18 protein-coding genes are annotated in these 19,455 nt (G+C 56.0%); 17 read left to right on the top strand and 1 reads right to left on the bottom strand.

The genetic code is table 11. The features are described from left to right. The first annotated feature begins 19 nt into the window (after positions 1-19). The 17 genes from IY73_RS08275 (at position 20) to secG (ending at position 18,160) form a co-directional block, all read left to right on the top strand. Entirely contained in the window at positions 20-2,065 is a 2,046-nt protein-coding gene (locus tag IY73_RS08275; RefSeq protein WP_148417434.1) for a primosomal protein N', read from the top strand. 76 nt (positions 2,066-2,141) lie between these two features. Beyond that, positions 2,142-2,663, top strand: a complete 522-nt coding sequence (def, locus tag IY73_RS00375; protein WP_053961321.1) for a peptide deformylase — start codon at positions 2,142-2,144, stop codon at positions 2,661-2,663. A gap of 63 nt (positions 2,664-2,726) precedes the next feature. Further along, the gene (fmt, locus tag IY73_RS00370; RefSeq protein WP_053961320.1) at positions 2,727-3,683 is read left to right on the top strand and encodes a methionyl-tRNA formyltransferase; all 957 of its coding nucleotides are present in this window, start codon (positions 2,727-2,729) and stop codon (positions 3,681-3,683) included. Between the two features lie 77 nt (positions 3,684-3,760). After that, the gene (locus IY73_RS00365; RefSeq protein WP_390175772.1) at positions 3,761-5,230 is read left to right on the top strand and encodes an RsmB/NOP family class I SAM-dependent RNA methyltransferase; all 1,470 of its coding nucleotides are present in this window, start codon (positions 3,761-3,763) and stop codon (positions 5,228-5,230) included. Between the two features lie 9 nt (positions 5,231-5,239). Beyond that, entirely contained in the window at positions 5,240-5,899 is a 660-nt protein-coding gene (gene rpe / locus IY73_RS00360; protein ID WP_053961319.1) for a ribulose-phosphate 3-epimerase, read from the top strand. Between the two features lie 6 nt (positions 5,900-5,905). Next, positions 5,906-7,012, top strand: a complete 1,107-nt coding sequence (ribD, locus tag IY73_RS00355) for a bifunctional diaminohydroxyphosphoribosylaminopyrimidine deaminase/5-amino-6-(5-phosphoribosylamino)uracil reductase RibD (protein ID WP_082345248.1) — start codon at positions 5,906-5,908, stop codon at positions 7,010-7,012. Continuing rightward, positions 7,012-7,608, top strand: coding sequence for a riboflavin synthase (locus IY73_RS00350; protein WP_053978648.1), 597 nt, complete (start codon positions 7,012-7,014; stop codon positions 7,606-7,608). Before ribD ends, IY73_RS00350 begins: the two co-directional genes overlap by 1 nt. Positions 7,609-7,693: 85 nt before the next feature. Then, entirely contained in the window at positions 7,694-8,323 is a 630-nt protein-coding gene (gene ribB / locus IY73_RS00345; protein WP_053961317.1) for a 3,4-dihydroxy-2-butanone-4-phosphate synthase, read from the top strand. Between the two features lie 46 nt (positions 8,324-8,369). Beyond that, complete coding sequence (locus tag IY73_RS00340) at positions 8,370-9,734, top strand: bifunctional 3,4-dihydroxy-2-butanone-4-phosphate synthase/GTP cyclohydrolase II (RefSeq protein WP_063665711.1); 1,365 nt, start codon at positions 8,370-8,372, stop codon at positions 9,732-9,734. A 111-nt stretch (positions 9,735-9,845) separates the two neighbouring features. Then, positions 9,846-10,322 carry a 6,7-dimethyl-8-ribityllumazine synthase gene (gene ribH, locus IY73_RS00335; protein WP_053961316.1) on the top strand — a complete coding sequence of 159 codons (477 nt, stop codon included), beginning with the start codon at positions 9,846-9,848 and terminating at the stop codon, positions 10,320-10,322. A gap of 5 nt (positions 10,323-10,327) precedes the next feature. After that, positions 10,328-12,256, top strand: a complete 1,929-nt coding sequence (uvrC, locus tag IY73_RS00330) for an excinuclease ABC subunit UvrC (protein WP_053962609.1) — start codon at positions 10,328-10,330, stop codon at positions 12,254-12,256. Between the two features lie 78 nt (positions 12,257-12,334). Further along, complete coding sequence (rapZ, locus tag IY73_RS00325) at positions 12,335-13,207, top strand: RNase adapter RapZ (protein ID WP_053961315.1); 873 nt, start codon at positions 12,335-12,337, stop codon at positions 13,205-13,207. A gap of 44 nt (positions 13,208-13,251) precedes the next feature. Further along, complete coding sequence (gene whiA, locus IY73_RS00320) at positions 13,252-14,238, top strand: DNA-binding protein WhiA (protein WP_053961314.1); 987 nt, start codon at positions 13,252-13,254, stop codon at positions 14,236-14,238. 261 nt (positions 14,239-14,499) lie between these two features. Continuing rightward, positions 14,500-15,516 (top strand): type I glyceraldehyde-3-phosphate dehydrogenase, encoded by a 1,017-nt coding sequence (gene gap / locus IY73_RS00315; protein WP_053961313.1) that lies wholly within the window; start codon positions 14,500-14,502, stop codon positions 15,514-15,516. Between the two features lie 225 nt (positions 15,517-15,741). Beyond that, positions 15,742-16,953: a phosphoglycerate kinase gene (locus IY73_RS00310; RefSeq protein ID WP_053961312.1), complete on the top strand. Its 1,212-nt coding sequence runs from the start codon at positions 15,742-15,744 to the stop codon at positions 16,951-16,953. 29 nt (positions 16,954-16,982) lie between these two features. Next, the gene (tpiA, locus tag IY73_RS00305) at positions 16,983-17,765 is read left to right on the top strand and encodes a triose-phosphate isomerase (protein WP_053961311.1); all 783 of its coding nucleotides are present in this window, start codon (positions 16,983-16,985) and stop codon (positions 17,763-17,765) included. Positions 17,766-17,923: 158 nt separating this feature from the next. Then, complete coding sequence (gene secG / locus IY73_RS00300; RefSeq protein ID WP_053961310.1) at positions 17,924-18,160, top strand: preprotein translocase subunit SecG; 237 nt, start codon at positions 17,924-17,926, stop codon at positions 18,158-18,160. A gap of 171 nt (positions 18,161-18,331) precedes the next feature. Here secG and tal read toward each other — a convergent pair whose 3' ends face one another. Then, complete coding sequence (gene tal / locus IY73_RS00295; protein ID WP_053961309.1) at positions 18,332-19,444, bottom strand: transaldolase; 1,113 nt, start codon at positions 19,442-19,444, stop codon at positions 18,332-18,334. Positions 19,445-19,455 lie beyond the last annotated feature (11 nt).

Below are 19,455 nucleotides of genomic sequence, written 5' to 3'. Positions count from 1 at the left end.
TCTCTGGTAAGAATAAAGCATGGCCAGTTCCTCACGTCTCGCTGCGGAAAACCCCATTGCGCGGATTCTCCCATTACTTGATGTTCCGCATTTGGACCGAGGCTTTGATTACTCTGTTCCCGCTGAGCTTGCGGAGGAAGCCCAACCAGGGACACGGGTCCGAGTGACCTTCCATGGACGCCAGGTTGATGGATACGTCCTTGAACGGCTTGAAGATAGCGACTATCCAGGAGAACTGACACCGCTTCGCAAAGTAGTCTCTTCACATCAGGTTCTTACTGGCTCGTTTCGGGAACTGGTGGAATGGACCGCCCGTCGCTATGCAGGCACTGTCGCTGACGTCATAAGGCTAGCTGTCCCGCCTCGTGTTTCCAGGGTCGACAAAGAGGATCTTCCGACACCGCGTGCTGTTGATACCGACACCGGCGTGGATTGTGAACCTATGCTTTCCGCAGAGTCTCAGACAGCGTGGGCGCGTTACCGCTGGGGTACCAGTATGGTGGGTGCGCTACCCGGCCAACGAGTGCGGGCCGCATGGCAGCTTCTTCCCGATGAAGATCTTGCCGCACGAGTGTGCGATCTTATTCGGATTGCCCGGCACTCTGGAGGGGCGGTGCTGGTGCTGGTACCAGATCAATACGATCTCGATCCTTTACTGACACACGTGCGACACACTTTGGGTAGTGATGGCATTGTGGGACTATCTGCCGCATCTGGCCAAGCACCGCGTTATCGCACCTGGCTACATGCGTTGTATGGGGCAGTGGATGTTGTCATTGGTACCCGGGCAGCTGCCTTTACCCCTTTACCGAACCTTCACACCGTGCTTCTCCTTGATGACGGCGATGATATTTTCGCAGATCCACGAGCGCCTTATCCACATCCGCGGGATGTGCTGGCTCACCGTGCTGAAGCTGAAGGCGCTAATTTTCTTGCGGCAGGATGGATGGTTAGCATCGCGATGAGTCAGCGTGTCGCTGACGGCTGGGCCCATTATCTTCAGCCAGAACGCACAGAGCTGAAGGCTAGCTTGCCGCGGATAACTGCCCCTGGGGATTCGGAAAAGGCCCTGGAGCGCGACCCTCTCGCTCGTGCAGCACGCATTCCTCACACAGCATTCCGGGCGGTCAAAGCCTCTTTAGAAAGAGGAGAACCCGCCCTTTTCCAGGTTCCTCGACGAGGGTATATTCCCACTTTGGTCTGTGGAAATTGTCACGAGCCTGCCCGCTGTCGACACTGTGGAGGTCCGTTAAGCCTGCCACATAGCCGGGGACGTACTGACCAAGCACAGCTGCCTGTTTGCCGTTGGTGTGGAACTCCAGAGCCACGTTTTACCTGCCCGCACTGTGGAAGCCATAAATTGCGTGCCGCAACCATAGGGGCAGGGCGAACTGCTGAGGAACTAGGGCGCGCATTCCCCGGTTTTCCCATCATTCTTTCCTATGGCGATGAACGGAAGGAAACCATTCCCATAGGTCCGGCAATTGTCGTCTCCACACCAGGTAGTGAACCACTAGCACCAACTGGATACGGTGCACTGGTGATGTTAGATCCCTGGGCGTTAACACAACGGCCAGACCTGTCTGCCGAAGAGGACACACTGCGGCTTTGGTGCAACGCGGTCCGCCTCGTACGCCCGTTTGCGTATGGCGGCGAGGCTATTGTTGCTGGTGATCCATCACATCCCCTTGTGCAAGGGCTGATCCGATGGGACCCGTGTGGAGTGGCCGAAAGGCTTCGTCTAGAGAGAAAAAACGCGCAGCTGCCACCCAGCCAACATCTCATTGCTATTGATGGGGCTTTTGCTGCAGTTACCGAATGTGCTGGAGAAATCAATGCTGAGGTGCCGGTGACAACTCTAGGGCCAGTCGAGCTTCCCGCTTTTGCTGCTTTACCGGCGGGGAGTACTGATATCGATGACGAACCCGTGCGAATATTACTCCGCGTACACCCGTCTCAGTTCACTGAGCTGCTTGGCGCAGTGCGCAAAATCGTCCGGTATCGTTCGGCTAGTAACCGTGCTGAACCCGTTCGCATCCAGGTGGATCCTGTCCATATTGGTTGATATCTGCGCTATGCAGCGTTTGACTGCTGAAATGACTAGACTTGCTGGTAGAGAGCGACTCTGTGAAAGGACTTTTATGGCTGTTCTTCCCATCCGACTTTTCCCCGACCCTGTACTTCGCACACGTGCCGATGAGGTAACGGAATTCGACGGTGCCTTGGAGAAGCTAGTGGAAGATATGTTTGACACCATGCGTGCAGATAATGGTGTAGGACTTGCTGCGCCTCAAGTTGGTGTGTCCTTACGACTTTTTGTCTTTGATTGTGGAGATGGTGAGGCTGGCCACGTTGTTAACCCTGAATGGGAGCCCAGAGGGGAGGAGATGCAGTACGGCATGGAAGGATGTCTCTCTGTACCTGGGGTCTACGGCAATGTGGAACGTTATAACCATGTGATCGTTCGGGGACGGGACTGTCAGGGGAATCCAGTGGAGTACGAGGGCACCGAGCTGTTGGCACGGTGTATTCAGCACGAGACCGACCACCTTAATGGCATTATGTTTATGAAACAGCAACGCGCTGAGGATCGAAAGCTTGCTATGGCGGAGGTTCGCAACTCGCAGTGGTTCGGGCAACCCTTCCTGCATCCACAGGGCTAACGTATCTTGTGACGTCCTTTACCCACCTATCGGGTCTCCTTCATTCATTAAGAAAGGCGCTCTATGCGGCTGGTTTTCGCAGGAACCCCGGAAGCGGCGGTTCCATCATTGCAGGCTCTCTGCGACTCTCCTCGTCATCAAGTGGTAGCGGTTATTACCCAACCAGATGCCCCGTATGGCCGCGGCCGGAAGCTTCGCCCTTCTCCTGTGGCGTTATGTGCCGAAGAACACGGAATTTCTGTGCTCAAGCCGCACTCAGCGAGCGATCCAGAGTTTCTCACGCAGCTCGCTAGCTACCGCCCAGACTGCTGCCCGGTTGTAGCGTACGGTCAACTTCTCCGGCCGGCTGTCTTGGAGATCCCGCAGCACGGTTGGGTAAACCTCCACTTTTCCTTACTACCCCAGTGGCGTGGTGCGGCACCTGTCCAATCTGCCATTGCGGCAGGCGATGAGTTAACTGGCGCGACTACCTTCCGCCTCGACGAGGGAATGGATACCGGCCCTATTTTCGGTACAGTCACCGAAACCATTCGCCCCACAGACACGAGCGATACGCTGATGCAGCGGCTCGCAGAACAGGGCGCGCGTCTCCTCATCGACACCATGGACGGTATTGCGGAGGGCTCCCTGACACCGCTTCCACAACCACATGACGGAGTGAGCTATACCTCGAAGATTTCTACCGAGGACGCCCGTATTCGCTGGTCACTTCCAACGCATCTTGTCGATCGACATATTCGAGCAATGACACCGACACCTGGTGCATGGACCATGTTGGGAGAAGTACGACTGAAGATTGGTAGCGTCGAGCCTTTGCATCCGACTGCTGTCCATCGGCTTTCCAGTTCTGGGGTCGCACTTGCTCCCGGGCAGCTCTTCTTTACTGGCAAACATGTGCTTGTTGGAACTGCGACTGGAGTAATCCAGTTAGCTGCTATCCAGGTACCAGGGAAAAAAATGATGAATGCAGCAGATTGGGCCCGTGGTGCGCATTTGTGCGGAGACGAGGTTATGCAATGAGTGGTGGATTCCGATCTCGCTCCAAAACCGCGGCCAAACAGCGGAATGCAGAACCTTCCCGAGCGACTGTCGAGGCCATGCCCAAGGAAGGGAAACAGCAGGAGCGGAACGGCTCCTCTGCACCGAAGCGGCACCATGCTCACCGGCGCCGTGGAACAGTGGTGGAAGATCCCGCACGGGAGACTGCACTAACCGTTATTCGTGCCGTGCGAGCGGATGAGGCATACGCCAACATCATGCTTTCCCAAGAGCTCCGACATCGCCATCTGAACAAGCAAGATGCTGCCTTCGCAACAGAACTTGCCAACGGAACCGTACGCGCCCAAGGAGTCCTCGATCCTATTATCGCGGAGGCTGCCCACCGTCCGGTCGCGGATATTGATGGGGACCTTCTTGATGTTCTGCGCATCGGAGCGTACCAGCTATTGCGTACGCGCGTTCCGCAGCACGCTGCTGTCGCCACCTCAACGGAGCTAGTCCGAGCTGAACGCGGACAGGGGTCGGCGGGATTCGTCAATGCCGTGTTGCGGACCATCTCGCGCAGCACCCCTGAGGAGTGGCAAGAGCGTTGTTGCCCACAGGCCACCCATGACCCCCTTGGTGCCTTAGCGTACCGCACGGCCCATCCTCGCTGGATTGCGGAAGCATTCGCGGGAGCATTGCGAGTCGATGAGGATTCCCCAGAGCTTGCTGCTGCCCTCGCAGCAGATGATACCCGGCCCATCGTTCACCTGGTGGCTCTGCCGGGGGAAGCAACGGCTGAGGAAGTCGCAGCAATGACAGGCGGCGACATTAGCCCACTGAGCCCCTATGCAGTTCATCTCACAGAAGGAGGAGATCCCGGTCGACTTGAGGTTGTCCGCGAAGGACATGCTCGCGTGCAAGATGAAGGATCGCAAATTGTGGCGTTGACGCTTCGTAAAGCTCCGCTAGAGGGTGATGACCAGGGGCGTTGGCTTGACCTATGCGCAGGACCCGGGGGAAAGGCTGCGCTTTTGGGTGCGGAGGCCGCAATCGCCGGCGCGACTGTGGTGGCTGTGGAGCCTAGCCATCATCGTGCGGATTTAGTCCGCAACGCCTGCGAAGGTCGTCCAGTTACAGTCGTAGAAGTTGACGGCCGTGACACCGGGCTGGAGGGTGGTTTCGACCGTATTCTGGTAGACGCACCCTGTTCGGGACTCGGTTCGCTCCGTCGGCGACCAGAGTCACGCTGGCGCCGGCAGCCCAGTGACCTCGCTGATCTCACTCGTCTGCAGCGAGAACTTCTCATCAGTGCTTCCACATTGGTTCGCCCGGGTGGAGTCATTGCCTACTCCACATGCTCCCCGCATTTACGGGAGACTGAGGCAGTAGTCCGAGACGTCGCAGTAGAATCTGGTCTCGATATTCTCGATGCCACTGCGTTGTGGCCTGAATGGGCACAACGTGGGGGAGCGCAGCAGGTCACTAGTGCCCCCTTCCTTCAACTGTGGCCGCATCGTCACGGAACCGATGCGATGTTCGTTTCGCTCCTCAAACGTCCGGTTTCATCTTTGACGCAGAAGTAGAATTGACCTATGCAACGTGAACCAATTATTGCCCCTTCCATCCTTTCTGCTGATTTCGCACATCTCGCTGATGATGTGGATGCGATCGCCACTGCAGATTGGGTGCATGTCGATGTTATGGACGGGCACTTCGTTCCCAACCTTTCGTTTGGTTTGCCGGTGATGAAGGCAGTCAGCAAGGTTACGGAAATGCCTCTCGATGTCCATTTGATGATCGAGGATCCGGAGCGGTGGGCGCCTGACTATGCAAAGGCAGGAGCCCACTCCGTCACCTTCCATGTGGAGGCGTCCCCCGATCCTGCCGCTTTGTGCCGTACGCTGCGGGAACTGGGGACAAAGTCAGCTATCTCAGTAAAACCTGGGACAGCGATTGAGCCCTACTTCGATATTTTGGATGACGTTGATATGGTGCTCATTATGAGTGTCGAACCTGGCTTCGGAGGCCAGTCCTTTATGGCGGAGGTGCTCGACAAAGTGCGGGCACTCCGCCAGGAAATCGATCGTCGGGGGTTGTCCACGCTTATCGAAATTGATGGTGGTATCGCTGCCGATACCATCGGGGCGTCGTATCAAGCTGGTGTGGACGCCTTTGTTGCGGGCTCAGCCGTCTACAATCAGGCGGACCGTGCTGCTGCCATTGCGCAATTGCGAGAAGCAGCCGTCGCATAAAGCGTTATGACATCGTCTCCTCAACTCCCAGAGACTATCCTTTCTTGCCGGGGGCAAGCAGCCAGCCCATCAGAAGCCCTCTGGCTCGCCGTCCGTGCCGCTGAATATGCACGCGGATTGAGTACTCCAAACCCCCCTGTCGGCGCTACTATCCTTGACGCAGAAGGGCATGTGTGCGGAATCGGGTGCACGCAACCGCCTGGTGGACCTCATGCTGAAATCGAGGCTCTGCGGATGGCAGGTGAGGCGGCACGTGGCGGGACCGCTATCGTTACCCTCGAACCCTGTAATAGTTGGGGGAAAACAGGCCCCTGTTCACATGCCTTGGCGGAAGCAGGGATAACGGTGTTGCATTACGTCTTCGCTGATACTACCTTGTTTGGGGGCGGCGCACAGTACCTCACAGAGCGTGGAGTGACCTGTATACAAGGCGATGACGCCCAACGAGCCCAGGTTCGGCTAGGTGGTCTAGGTGCCTGGCTTCATAAACAAGAGACAGGCCGTCCTCGCGTCACCGTTAAAATGGCTGCTACCCTCGATGGTTTTTCCGCTGCGGCTGACGGCACGAGCCAGTGGATTACTGGTGAGGAAGCCCGTGCCGACGCGCACCTCGAGCGGTCACGAGTAGACGCTATCGTCGTCGGAACGGGTACCTTTGCAGCGGATAACCCCGCGCTGACAGCTCGTGATCCGCACGGTAACCTTTACCCCCATCAACCTCATCGCTATGTTATTGGTACCAGTGCATTAGCGGGCGAAGTTGAGCTCACTCATGTTTCAGGAATTCCTAGTTGCGCTATCTCCGAGGGGTATGCTGCGGCGCCTTTGACACATCTCCGTACCCGGGAGTGGGAGGATGTACTGACCTACTTTGCTGACTCCGACTATCAAGATGTTTTGGTGGAAGGTGGCCCACGGTTGGTGGGAGATCTCCTGGCCCGAGGCTATGCTGATCGAGTATTGATGTACACTGCTCCGATGATTCTCGGGCAGGGACTCTCTGCTGCTCATAGCCCGCTTATTGACACCTTGCCGAACGCACAGCGCTTTCAGTTTGTGAGTTGTGAGAAAGTAGGAGCAGACCTCAAACTCGTTTTGGAGAGGAAGCTCTAGTGTTTACAGGCATCGTTGAAGAATGTGGAGTCTTCGCCGACGCGGTGGAATGCGGCACGCCGAATAGCCCCCTACAACGCGTCAGCATCGAGTGTTCCACTGTAATGGACGGAACGGCCCTGGGCGACTCCATTGCCGTCAACGGTGTCTGCCTCACTGTCGTTGACATTCTGTCCAACGGATTCGCTGCTGATGTCATGCATGAAACGCTCCGTCTCACCACGCTGGGAACTCTCATCCCTGGAAGTGTCGTGAATCTTGAACGTGCTATCGCAGTGGGAGACCGTCTTGGCGGCCACATAGTTCAAGGCCATGTCGACACCACCGCACCTATCTCCTCCATCAACTCAGAGCGCGTTGTCCGCATCTCCCTTAGCCCCGACACCCTTCGCTTTGTTGCGTATAAAGGTTCCATCACCCTCAATGGTGTTTCCCTCACTGTTTCTGAAGTGGGGGATTGCTGGGCAGAGGTTTCCCTTATTCCGGAAACTCTTGCTCGAACCACCTTTGGGGATGCGCAGGTGGGAGACCTAGTAAACGTGGAGGTCGACGCGATCGCCAAATATGTCGATCATCTCCTTACTCCCTATAAGTAAGAGATCTGTCACCATCCCAGTTCTCTAGTCCGCCCCTGTATAGGCCATACTAGACACGTCACCACCACAGAACGAGAGTGAAATCGTGAGCCTTTTCGAGAGCATCGAAACTGCTATTGAAGAATTCCGACAAGGTCGTCCCGTTGTTGTTGTCGACGATGATAACCGTGAAAACGAAGGGGACCTGATTTTCCCTGCCGCTGCAGCTACTCCCGAGCTGCTTGCCTTTATGATCCGCTACACCTCGGGATATATCTGCGTCGGTATGGATGCGAACATCTGCGATCGTTTAGCTCTTCCCATTATGTGGGAAAAGAGCGAAGATCGTCGCCTCACTGCTTACACCGTGTCCGTGGACGCTGCAGAAGGAACCACAACCGGAATTTCTGCCCATGATCGAGCCCTCACTATCAAGAAACTCGGTGATCCAGCCTCTGTCGCAAGTGACTTCCATCGCCCTGGCCATGTTCTGCCTCTTCGCGCTGTAGCTGGCGGCGTTTTCCACCGAGTGGGGCACACTGAGGCGGGATCTGATCTCGCTAGACTCGCCGGCTATGAGCCGGTAGCGGCACTGTGTGAAATCGTCTCCGAGAAAGACCCGACGACGATGGCGCGGCGAGAAGAACTGCGTGAATGGTGCAACCGCCATAAGATCGCGATGATTTCCATCGCCGATTTGGCGGAGTGGCGACGGGTTCATGATCCCGTACAGTAACAAGTACGATGAGGACATCCCCCAGACTCCAAGGAGCGCACCACCTGTGATCGAATTCGACAGTATTGAGCAGGCCATTGCCGACTTCGGCATTGGCCAGCCAGTTGTCGTCGTCGACGATGAGAATCGTGAAAACGAAGGGGACCTGATTTTTGCTGCCGAAAAGGCGACACCACAGCTCCTTGCTTTTATGATTCGCTACACCTCCGGCTACATCTGTGTCGGAATGGATGGTGAGCTGTGCGATCGTCTGCATTTGCCAGCGATGGTGGCACACAGTGAAGACCCCCGAAAGACCGCCTACACTATTACTGTAGATGCAGCACAAGGAACGACCACCGGTATCTCTGCTGCTGACCGTGCTCGGACTATTCGTACCTTGGCTGATCCTGTGGCGGGTCCTGCTAGCCTTAACCGGCCAGGGCACGTTTTGCCGCTCCGCGCTGTCTCCGGCGGGGTACTGGTGCGGGCCGGTCACACTGAAGCCTCTGTCGACCTTGCTCGTTTAGCAGGCCTTTCCCCGGCAGGTGCACTTTGCGAGATCGTCTCTGAGAAAGATCCCACTACCATGGCGCGGGCCGTTGAGCTGCGTGAGTGGTGCAACCACCATAAGATCGCGATGATTTCCATTAAGGACCTCATCCAGTGGCGTCGCCAACACGAGAAGCTGGTAGAGCGAGTCACTGATGCCAATCTTCCCACGAAGTACGGGAACTTTCGGATTGTCGGATACCGTTCTTTGATTGATGGCCAGGAGCATGTCGCCGTTGTCAAGGGCGACGTTGCTGCCGATGACGGACGAGACGTGCTGGTGCGGGTACACTCAGAATGCCTCACCGGCGATGTTTTCGGATCTCGACGTTGCGACTGCGGACCCCAACTTCACCGTTCCCTCGACATGATTGATGCAGAGGGCCGCGGTATTGTTCTCTATCTCCGCGGTCATGAAGGTCGCGGAATTGGCCTTTTGAACAAACTTCGTGCATACCATTTGCAGGATGAGGGCGAAGATACTGTTGACGCCAATCTCAAGTTGGGATTGCCTGCAGATGCGCGTGAATACGCGTCGGCAGCCCAGATTCTTTACGACCTCGGTGTGCGCTCTATGCGTTTACTGACGAACAATCCCGACAAGCGAGAGGGCCTAGAAGGTTATGGAGTGGAGATCACCGGACGCGCTCATTTGCCACTAGATGTCACTCCCGAGAACCTCACTTACTTGCGTACTAAACGCGATCGTATGGGGCATGCTCTTGAAGATCTCGACGCGGTTGTTGGCAGCGCAACGAGTGACGTGCAAAGCTCCGCTTGGATCGACCATGACCACACTCGCACAGCTGTTAACGAGGACGCCCATCATCACTGTGCTGATGGCGACTGTGGGTGCTCCCATCACCAACATTCCCGTTAAGGTGTGTTTTGGATAACGGCTTCCTTGCCCTGGTGATTCGTCGTTCCCTCGGTTCTGCTGGGTAGGATGGGAGAGTATCCACGACCCCACTTGTGTATTCAAGGAGCAGACATGGCTGAAGCAGGCCGCCCCGGTATCGCCACTCTTGACGCCGCTGGCATGCGTGTCGGTATCGTCGCTGCACAGTGGAATCGTGACCTGTGTGATCAGATGCTCACTCGAGCTCGGGAGGTGGCGGAACAGGCTGGTGCTACCGTCGACGTCGCTCGTGTCGCTGGATCAATTGAACTGCCAGTAGTAGCACAGCAGTTCGCGCGCACCCACGATGCGGTGGTGGCGATTGGCGTTGTCATTCGTGGTGACACTGCCCATTTTGATTACGTGTGCCAATCTGTCACCGATGGGTTGACGCGTGTAGCGTTGGATGAAGCTACCCCGGTAGGGAATGCTGTGTTGACCGTGAATACCGTGGCACAGGCCCATGACCGTGCTGGTTTTGCAGATTCTGTCGAAGATAAGGGTGGCGAAGCTACCTTCGCAGCGTTGGAAGTGGCAAGCGAGCTGAAGCGCCTTCGCCAGGTGGGATAGTGGGCATGGGATCTCCCGCAGATTTTCGCCCTGCCCCTGGAACGATTCCCACCAAACCTGGTGTCTACCGATTTCGTGATAGTTATGGGCGTGTCATTTATGTGGGAAAAGCAAAGAATCTCCGCAATCGGCTGAACTCCTACTTTGTCTCGGCGGAGAACATTCGACCACTCTCGCGTCGAATGCTGAGCCAAGCGGCTAGTGTTGATTGGACCGTTGTGGCCAATGAGGGTGAGGCGTTGCAGCTCGAGTGGACATGGATTCAGCATTTTTCGCCCCGCTTCAATATTCAATTCCGAGATGATAAGTCCTATCCACTTCTCGCTATCTCTTCGGCGGATACCTATCCACGTGTCTGGGTCTATCGTGGGGCGAGACGGAAGAACGTGCGCTACTTCGGCCCTTACCCAAAAGTCGGGGCATTGCGTGATACCCTGGACCAACTCACGAAGGTTTTTCCTGTTCGTACCTGCACAAATGGAGTGTTTAACCGACATACTGCTTTAGGACGACCATGCCTACTGGGCTATATCGGCAAGTGTTGTGCACCGTGTGTGGAACAGGTTGAGCTCGCCGACTATAACGCACTTATTGTGCAGTTGGAGCGTTTCCTCACCGGCCAAGACAAAGAAATTGTTCGCAGTTTGACCGCAGAAATGAATGAGGCTGCTGCTGCCCTCGATTTTGAAAAGGCAGCGCGTCTGCGTGACCACATTGCAGCTTTACAAGCGGTGTTGGAGAAGCAGGCTGTGGTGCTGCAGGAAACGTTAGATGCGGATGTTATTGGTGTGGCGACTGATGAGATTGAAGCATCTGTTCAGCTTTTCCGTTTTCGGCATGGGTGTATCGTCGGCCAACAGGGTTGGGTGGTATCGAAAACAGGGGAGTCGGATCTGGGGGACTGGGAGGATAATGTACCCGATCCTGCCCTGCCCTATGTGGTGGAGAGTTTTCTCCCACAGTTCTACAACACGCATCCCGGAGACATTCCGCGTCTGATCCTTGTTCCGGTGCTGCCGCCTCACGCGGAAGAACTGACGGAGCAATTGTCTACTATCCGCAATAGTCGAGTGGAGATTCGACAACCACAGCGGGGAGACCTTGTTCGCGTTATGGAGACGGTGACGGAGAATGCTGCGGAAGCGCTGCGCCAGCATAAGTTGAAACGTGCGTCCGATCTGACGTCTCGCTCGTTGGCGCTCGAAGAACTCCAGACCTACCTAGGTCTTCCACAGCCACCATTGCGTATTGAATGTACCGATATTAGCCATATCCAGGGCACTAATGTTGTGGCGTCCTTGGTGGTGTTTGAGGACGGGTTACCGCGAAAGTCTGATTACCGCACCTACCTCATTAAAGAGGCGGCAGGTGATGGGCAGTCGAATGATGTGGGCTCCATCGCAGAGGTAACGCGTCGGCGTTTTCAGCATTATCGTGAGGATGCGCGCGCTGTTCCGGATAGCGCGGGGAGTATTGCGGACGTACCAGCACGGCGCAGCGTCTATCCACCGCAGCTTTTTGTCGTAGACGGTGGTGCTCCGCAGGTCGCTGCGGCTGCTGGGGTACTGAACGAGCTTGGTATTACGGACCTGCCCGTTGTCGGGCTAGCAAAGCGCCTTGAAGAAGTGTGGGTACCGGAGGAAGAGCATCCTCTTATCCTCCCGCGTGAATCTGAAGCGCTGTATTTGTTACAGCGAGTACGCGATGAATCCCACCGTACGGCTATCGGATTCCACCGGAAGCGTCGCTCGAAGGACATGGTCGCGTCGGAACTGGAAAGGATTGAAGGGGTTGGCCCGGCTCTTCACCAAGCGCTGATGAACCATTTCGGAACGATGAAAAAGCTGCGGGAAGCCAACGCTGAGGAGATAGCAGCAGTCCCTGGTTTCGGTCCACAGCGGGCTAAGAAGGTTTTTGCGGCTCTGCACGGTTAAATCTGGCACACTATGAGGTGAGGTCGGCACCGCTCTCGGTGCTGTCATTGTGGATCACTAGAGAGTGAGGCTCGCACTGTGTCTACTGACCCCTTAGAGATCGTTCTTATTTCTGGCATGTCCGGTGCGGGACGTGGAACCGCTGCCCGACTGCTGGAGGAATTCGGCTGGTATGTCGTCGATAATTTGCCAATGGAGCTCATTGTTCGTACCGCTGAAATTACGCAGAACTCTAAGCGAGAGATCCGGCGTTTAGCCATTGTGACTGACGTTCGCTCGCAGAGTTTTTCTGGCTCCCTCGACTTCGTTGTCCATGAGTTGCGCTCGCGTGGTTGGTCGCCCCGTGTGCTCTTCCTCGATGCGTCCGATGAGGTGCTTATTCGACGCTATAACCAATTGCGAAAGACCCACCCTTTGCAGGATAAACGCCCTTTGGAGGAGGGTATTAAAGACGAGCGTGAGCTGCTGGCGGACTTGAAGAACCATGCGGATCTCGTCGTGGATACCTCACGTTTGACCTCCACAAAGTTGCGTGAACGGTTGTCAGAGTTTCGTGCCTCGGGGGAGAAAGGACTTGACATTATTGTGGAGTCCTTCGGGTTTAAATACGGCATACCACTTGACGCTGATTTCGTCGTTGATATGCGTTTTCTTCCTAACCCGTACTGGGTACCAGCGTTGCGGCCGCACTCTGGAATGGATGCGGATGTGGCTGAGTATGTGCTCAATAATGATGTCGCGGAGGGGTTTATTGAAAGCTTTGCCCACATGATTACCTTGGCGACGCCTGGATATCGTGCTGAGGGCAAGGCTTATGTGCTGTTGGGTGTGGGGTGTACTGGCGGGAAGCATCGCTCTGTTGCGACTACCATGGAGCTGGCGCGTCGCCTTGGAGAAGCTATTTCAGACGCTAATGTAACGGCAGTGCATCGCGACTTGGGCCGTGAGTAGGGTATCAGCGGGCAGAAGTGCCTGGTAGGGAAGAAGGTGTTGTTGTGTCGTTGACGGCAGCGGTGAAGGCGGAATTGACGAAGGTTGCAGTTCCGCGGCGTACTCCGCTTATCGCAGAATTGGCGACCTTGCTACGTTTTGTCGGCACACTTCATCCGCACGGCGCCCGTTTGGTCCTGGAAGCAGAAGTGGATACGGAGGCCATTGCGCGGCGGGTTGTCGCTGGCATTGATCATCTTTACCACTTCCCGATGGAGCTCAATATTTTGGGGTCGGGGGAGAACAGTCCCCATCGTTATCTTCTGCGGTTGGATCCGCATGGTGGGGATCTGGCCAGACTATTGGGGTTGTTAGACCGTCGTGGCGTAGCAGTGCGGGGTCTTCCTGCGGCGGTGGTCGCTGGCTCCCTTGAGGATGCAGCTGCGGCGTGGCGGGGCGCTTTTTTGGGGCATGGCTCGCTGACGGAGCCGGGCCGTTCTTGTTCCTTAGAGGTGACGTGTCCCTGTCCGGAGGCGGCGTTGGCAATGGTGGGAGCAGCTCGGCGGCTGGGTATTAGCGCGAAGTCTCGAGAGGTGCGGGGGACAGATCGCGTCGTTATTCGTGATGCCGAGCAGATTGGGGAGATGCTGCGGGTTATTGGTGCTCCGGAAACACGCGCCGTTTGGGAAGAGCAGCGGAAGCGTCGCGAAGTTCGGGCAACGGCTAATCGTCTAGCAAATTTTGACGATGCTAACTTGCGACGGTCTGCACGAGCAGCGGTAGCCTCCGCGGCGCGTGTGGAACGGGCTATAGAGATTTTGGGGGACGATATTCCAGATCATTTGTTGGCTGCTGGCTTGCTGCGCCTTGATCATCGCCAAGCGTCCTTGGAGGAACTTGGGCGTTTAGCTGAACCACCTATGACGAAGGATGCGATAGCTGGTCGTATTCGCCGTTTACTGTCGTTGGCAGATCGTCGGGCGGAAGAATTAGGAGTAGCGGATACGGAGACGGCAGCGGCAGCACGCAACCCTGAATTGCTTGATATGTAGTTGCTGAGAGTTGCACATGAGGATTGAAATGTGCTTTCAGTATTGTTTTTAACAGCGAATCTCTAGCAAAATTTGCGAACGTGACGCAACAGTTGCCATACTAGTTTGTGTGTTTTTAATCACACCCACTTCCTGGCGACCTGGGAATATACGGTTTTCAACTCTCGCAAAAGTGCGATTCGGAAGGTAAGCCACTATTCTTAGAGTCGCTGGTGATTGAAAAATATCGCCCAACCAGAACATCTATTTAAGGAGCTTAATGTGACGGTGCGAGTAGGCATCAACGGCTTTGGCCGCATTGGCCGCAACTTCTTCCGCGCAGTGGAAGCACAGCGCGCCCAGGGTAACACCGAAATTGAAATCGTGGCCGTGAATGACCTCACCACCAACGAGGTTCTCGCTCACCTTCTCAAGTACGACTCCATCCTGGGTCGTCTTGATAAGGAAGTTACCCACGACGACGAGTACCTCTACGTTGGCGACGCGAAGATCCGTGCTCTTTCCATCAAGGAAGGCCCTGCTGCTCTTCCTTGGGGTGATCTCGATGTTGACATCGTTGTCGAGTCCACCGGTATCTTTACCGATGCTAACAAGGCTCGCGGTCACATCGAAGCTGGCGCCAAGAAGGTTGTCATCTCCGCTCCGGCCACCAACGAAGACGCCACCATCGTTATGGGCGTGAACGACGCCGACTATGACGGTTCCCAGGACGTCATCTCCAACGCTTCCTGCACCACTAACTGCCTGGCTCCGGTCGCCAAAGTCCTCGATGAAGAATTCGGCATCGTGAAGGGCCTCATGACCACCGTCCACGCTTACACCCAGGATCAGAACCTCCAGGACGGTCCCCACAAGGACATGCGTCGTGCCCGCGCCGCTTGCCTGAACATGGTTCCCACCACCACCGGTGCCGCCCGCGCCGTGGCTCTCGTCCTCCCACAGCTGAAGGGCCGTCTCGATGGTTTTGCCATCCGCGTCCCGCTGCCCTCCGGCTCCATCACCGACCTCACCGCTATTCTCGGCCGCGAGGTTACCGTTGACGAAGTCAACGCCGCTGTGAAGAAGGCCGCTGAAGGCGAGCTCAAGGGCATCCTCGGTTACACCGAAGATCCCTACGTTTCCTCCGACATCCAGGGCGACGCTCACTCTTCCATCTTTGACGCTGGTCTGACCCGCGTTAACGGTGAGCTCGTCAAGATCGGTGCCTGGTACGACAACGAATGGGGCTATTCCAACCGCCTCGTTAACCTTGTCGACCTCGTTGCCACCAAGCTCTAAACTAGTAAGAGCGTAGGCCATCGAAACTCCCCACCGTGGTCGTGATTCGATGACGATGTAGACTCCGAGCCTGGCCTATCCTGTGATAGGCCAGGCTCGTTGCATACCTAGCCCTTGACGCTGAAATCGAGGACAATAGAACCGGAGAGAGGGCTTCCCCGAGCTCCTCTCCAATCGCATTCCGTGTAGCACTTCTACACACGTACATCATTGGAGAATAAAGTTATGGCAGTCCAAACTCTGGACGATCTTCTGGCTGAGGGCGTTGCTGGCCGTACCGTACTCGTTCGTTCCGACCTCAACGTTCCGCTCAAGGACGGCGTGATCACCGATCCGGGTCGCATCACCGCGTCCCTTCCCACTCTCAAAGCTCTTCTTGACGGCGGCGCTCGCGTAATCGTCTCCGCCCACCTCGGTCGCCCCAAGGGCGAACCGAACCCGGCTTACTCCCTTGCCCCCGTTGCCGAAGAACTCAGCAACCAGCTTGGCCAGTTCGTTCAGATCGCCGAAGACGTCACCGGCCCCGATGCAGTTGAGCGTGCCCGTGGCCTTAACGACGGCGATATTCTGCTGCTCCAGAACGTCCGCTACGACGCCCGCGAAACCTCCAAGGATGAAGCCGAACGCCAATCCCTCGCTGCCGAGTATAAGGCCCTCACCGGCGATAACGGTGCTTTTGTCTCTGACGGCTTTGGCGTCGTCCACCGCAAGCAGGCTTCTGTCTATGACATCGCCAAGCTGCTTCCCGCATATGCCGGAAAGCTCGTTGAGCATGAGGTAACGACCCTTTCCCAGCTGGTGGAAAATCCGGCTCGCCCCTACGCTGTGGTGCTTGGTGGTTCGAAGGTGTCCGACAAACTCGGCGTTATCGAATCACTCGCCCCGAAGGCTGATACGCTCGTCATCGGTGGCGGCATGTGCTTCACCTTCCTGAAGGCTCAGGGCTACGAGGTGGGAACCTCGCTCCTTGAAGAGGACATGGTGGACACCTGCAAGGAGCTGCTCGAGAAGTACGGCGACGTCATCTCCCTGCCCGTCGATATTGTCGTTGCAGATAAGTTCGACAAGGTTGCTGATTCCAAGACCGTTGCGGCCGACGAAATCCCCGACGGCTGGATGGGTCTCGATGTTGGCCCAAAGTCTGTTGAAAAGTTTGCCGGACGCCTTGCCGCAGCTAAGTCCATCTTCTGGAATGGTCCTGCCGGCGTCTTCGAATTCGAGAAGTTCTCCAACGGTACCCGTGGCGTTGCCGAGGCAATTATTGCCGCCACCGCAAATGGTGCTTTCTCTGTCGTTGGTGGTGGCGACTCTGCCGCAGCAGTTCGCACCCTCGTACTCGATGAAGATGGTTTCTCGCACATCTCCACCGGTGGTGGCGCTTCCCTCGAACTGCTCGAGGGTAAAGATCTGCCCGGTATCGCCGTTCTTGAAAAGTAACGTCTTCGTTCTATCTAAGGAGAAAACTCATGGCTCGTAAGCCGCTTATCGCCGGTAACTGGAAGATGAACCTCAATCACCTTGAGGCCATCGCCCTCGTTCAGAAGCTGTCCTTTGCTCTTCCCGACAAGTACACCGAAAGTGTTGACGTCGCTGTCATCCCGCCCTTCACCGACATCCGCTCCGTGCAGAATGTTGTCGAAGGTGACAAGCTGGCTCTCGCCTATGGTGCACAGGACATTTCTACCCATGAATCCGGCGCTTATACTGGTGAAATTGCCCCCTCCATGCTGGAGAAGCTGGGCTGCACCTACGTCGTGATTGGTCACTCTGAGCGTCGTGAGTACCATGCCGAGAGCGACGCTGAGGTTGCTGCCAAGGCTAAGATCACCATTGCTCACAACATGCAGCCCATCGTTTGTGTGGGCGAGGCTCTGGAAATCCGCGAGCAGGGTACCCACGTTGAGTTCGTCACTACCCAGACCAAGGCATCCCTCGATGGCCTGAGCCGAGAGGAACTCGCCAAGGTTGTCATCGCTTATGAGCCCATCTGGGCCATTGGTACTGGCAAGGTAGCCTCTGCCGCGGACGCTCAGGAAGTCTGCTCTGCAATCCGCAATACCATTGCCGAGATTGCTGATCAGGAGCTGGCTGACTCCATGCGTATCCTCTACGGTGGTTCCATGAACGCCGGCAACGTCGCCGAGCTCGTTGCAGAAGAGGACGTCGATGGAGGCCTCGTCGGTGGCGCCTCCCTGAAGGCTGACGAGTTTGCCAAGCTGTGCGCACTCGCCGCTTCCTCTGCTGCCTAAACATTCGCCGCTGTTGGCTACAGAGAGGGGAGGAGCTGTACTCGTTTGAGTGCCGCTCCTCCCTTTCTGTTAGCCGCGATAGCACGCGTGCCGTCTTCGTCTCTCTGCCTGTTTAACGGTATACTGGCGAAGTCTGCATTTAACTTACGAAGGACGCCATGAAGATCTTCCTACTTGTACTTGCAATCGTGAGCAGCCTAGTTCTGATGCTGCTGGTACTTCTCCATCGTGGTAAGGGTGGAGGCTTGTCCTCCCTGTTCGGTGGTGGCGTCCAATCTAGCCTCTCTGGTTCCAGCGTGGTGGAGAAGAACCTCGATCGACTCACCATTATCTTTGCGATGATCTGGCTGATCTCCATTATCGCAATGGGAGTCGTCATCCGCCTGGGAGTCTAATAGTTAGCAGCTCACCGCCGCACTAGAATATCTTTTAACCTAGGTAGACGTTCATTTTCACTTAACTAGGTGTTGGGGCTTTCATAGTCTTGATAAAAGGATCCCCTTCGATTATTCGAAGGGGATCCTTTTATTGATGAAACACTCAGCAGGAGGTCAAGCTAATGCGTCTTAGTCTTCCTTCATACGGGATTCGACAGAGGCGACCAAGTTCTTCCACGACTCAATAAATGAGGCAACACCTTGGTCTTCCAGCATCTGCACAACGGCGTTCAGATCAACGCCCTGGTCCTTAATGGCCTGCCATACGGCAGCAGCTTCCTCGCCAGTCCCCGTCAAGGTATCGCCCTTCACTTCACCATGATCTGCCATCGCCTTCAGGGTGTTCTGGGGGATCGTGTTGACGGTGTCAGGGCCAGCCAGCTCAACCACGTAGAGCGTGTCGGGGTAGTCAGGGTTCTTTACCGAGGTGGAGGCCCATAGCAGACGCTGGGGACGGCCACCCGCTGCTGCGAGATCATCGAACTGTCCACCCTCGGCATGCGCCTTGACGAAGACATCGTAGGCAAGGCGGGAGTTGGCGATACCAGCCTTGCCACGCAGAGCGAACGCTTCCTCGGTTCCCACCTCAGTGAGTTGCTTGTCGACAACGCCGTCCAGTCGAGAAACAAAAACAGATGCGACAGAAACAATCTTGGAGATGTCGAGGCCATTCTCTTTTGCTTCACGAAGGCCTTCAATGTAAGCGTTCATGACAGCTTCGTAGCATTCCACCGAGAAGATAAGCGTGGCGTTGACGCTAATGCCCTCGCTGATGAGTTGCTTGATTGCGGGAATACCAGCAGCGGTTGCCGGAACCTTAATGAGAAGGTTAGGGCGGTCCAGACGCTTCCACAGGGCACGGGCCTGCTCAACGGTGTTAGCGGTGTCATGGGCGAAGCCAGGCTCAACTTCGATAGAGACGCGACCATCGACCCCATCGGAGGCCTCCCAGACGGGAAGGAACTTCTCACAAGCCTCGTCGACATCCTTGCATATGAGAGAGAACGTTGCTTCAGAGGCATTCTCTCCAGCCGCCGCACATTTGGCGATGGTGGCATCGTATGTGGAGGACGTAGTGATCGACTTCTCGAAGATGGAAGGGTTGGTGGTCAGGCCAACAATGCCAGTCTCATTGATGAAATCATCCACAGTCCCGCTCTCAAGCAGGTCAGTGGAGAGATCATCGAGCCATACAGAAGTGCCGAGCTCCTTGAGGGCGGCAATACGGGGATTGATAGACATAATGTATGTGT

It is taken from the genome of Lawsonella clevelandensis, assembly GCF_001293125.1.
Classification (GTDB): Bacteria; Actinomycetota; Actinomycetes; order Mycobacteriales; family Mycobacteriaceae; genus Lawsonella; species Lawsonella clevelandensis.
This window is presented reverse-complemented; position numbering and strand designations above follow the sequence as displayed.

Bases quoted from the DNA above. Each gene is read 5' to 3' on its own strand.
- ribH (WP_053961316.1), top strand. From the start codon at position 9,846: ATGGCTGAAGCAGGCCGCCCCGGTATCGCCACTCTTGACGCCGCTGGC.
- tpiA (WP_053961311.1), top strand. From the start codon at position 16,983: ATGGCTCGTAAGCCGCTTATCGCCGGTAACTGGAAGATGAACCTCAAT.
- IY73_RS00365 (WP_390175772.1), top strand. From the start codon at position 3,761: ATGCCCAAGGAAGGGAAACAGCAGGAGCGGAACGGCTCCTCTGCACCG.
- rpe (WP_053961319.1), top strand. From the start codon at position 5,240: ATGCAACGTGAACCAATTATTGCCCCTTCCATCCTTTCTGCTGATTTC.
- tal (WP_053961309.1), bottom strand. From the start codon at position 19,444: ATGTCTATCAATCCCCGTATTGCCGCCCTCAAGGAGCTCGGCACTTCT.
- fmt (WP_053961320.1), top strand. From the start codon at position 2,727: ATGCGGCTGGTTTTCGCAGGAACCCCGGAAGCGGCGGTTCCATCATTG.
- def (WP_053961321.1), top strand. From the start codon at position 2,142: ATGGCTGTTCTTCCCATCCGACTTTTCCCCGACCCTGTACTTCGCACA.
- secG (WP_053961310.1), top strand. From the start codon at position 17,924: ATGAAGATCTTCCTACTTGTACTTGCAATCGTGAGCAGCCTAGTTCTG.
- IY73_RS00310 (WP_053961312.1), top strand. From the start codon at position 15,742: ATGGCAGTCCAAACTCTGGACGATCTTCTGGCTGAGGGCGTTGCTGGC.
- IY73_RS08275 (WP_148417434.1), top strand. From the start codon at position 20: ATGGCCAGTTCCTCACGTCTCGCTGCGGAAAACCCCATTGCGCGGATT.
- uvrC (WP_053962609.1), top strand. From the start codon at position 10,328: ATGGGATCTCCCGCAGATTTTCGCCCTGCCCCTGGAACGATTCCCACC.
- ribD (WP_082345248.1), top strand. From the start codon at position 5,906: ATGACATCGTCTCCTCAACTCCCAGAGACTATCCTTTCTTGCCGGGGG.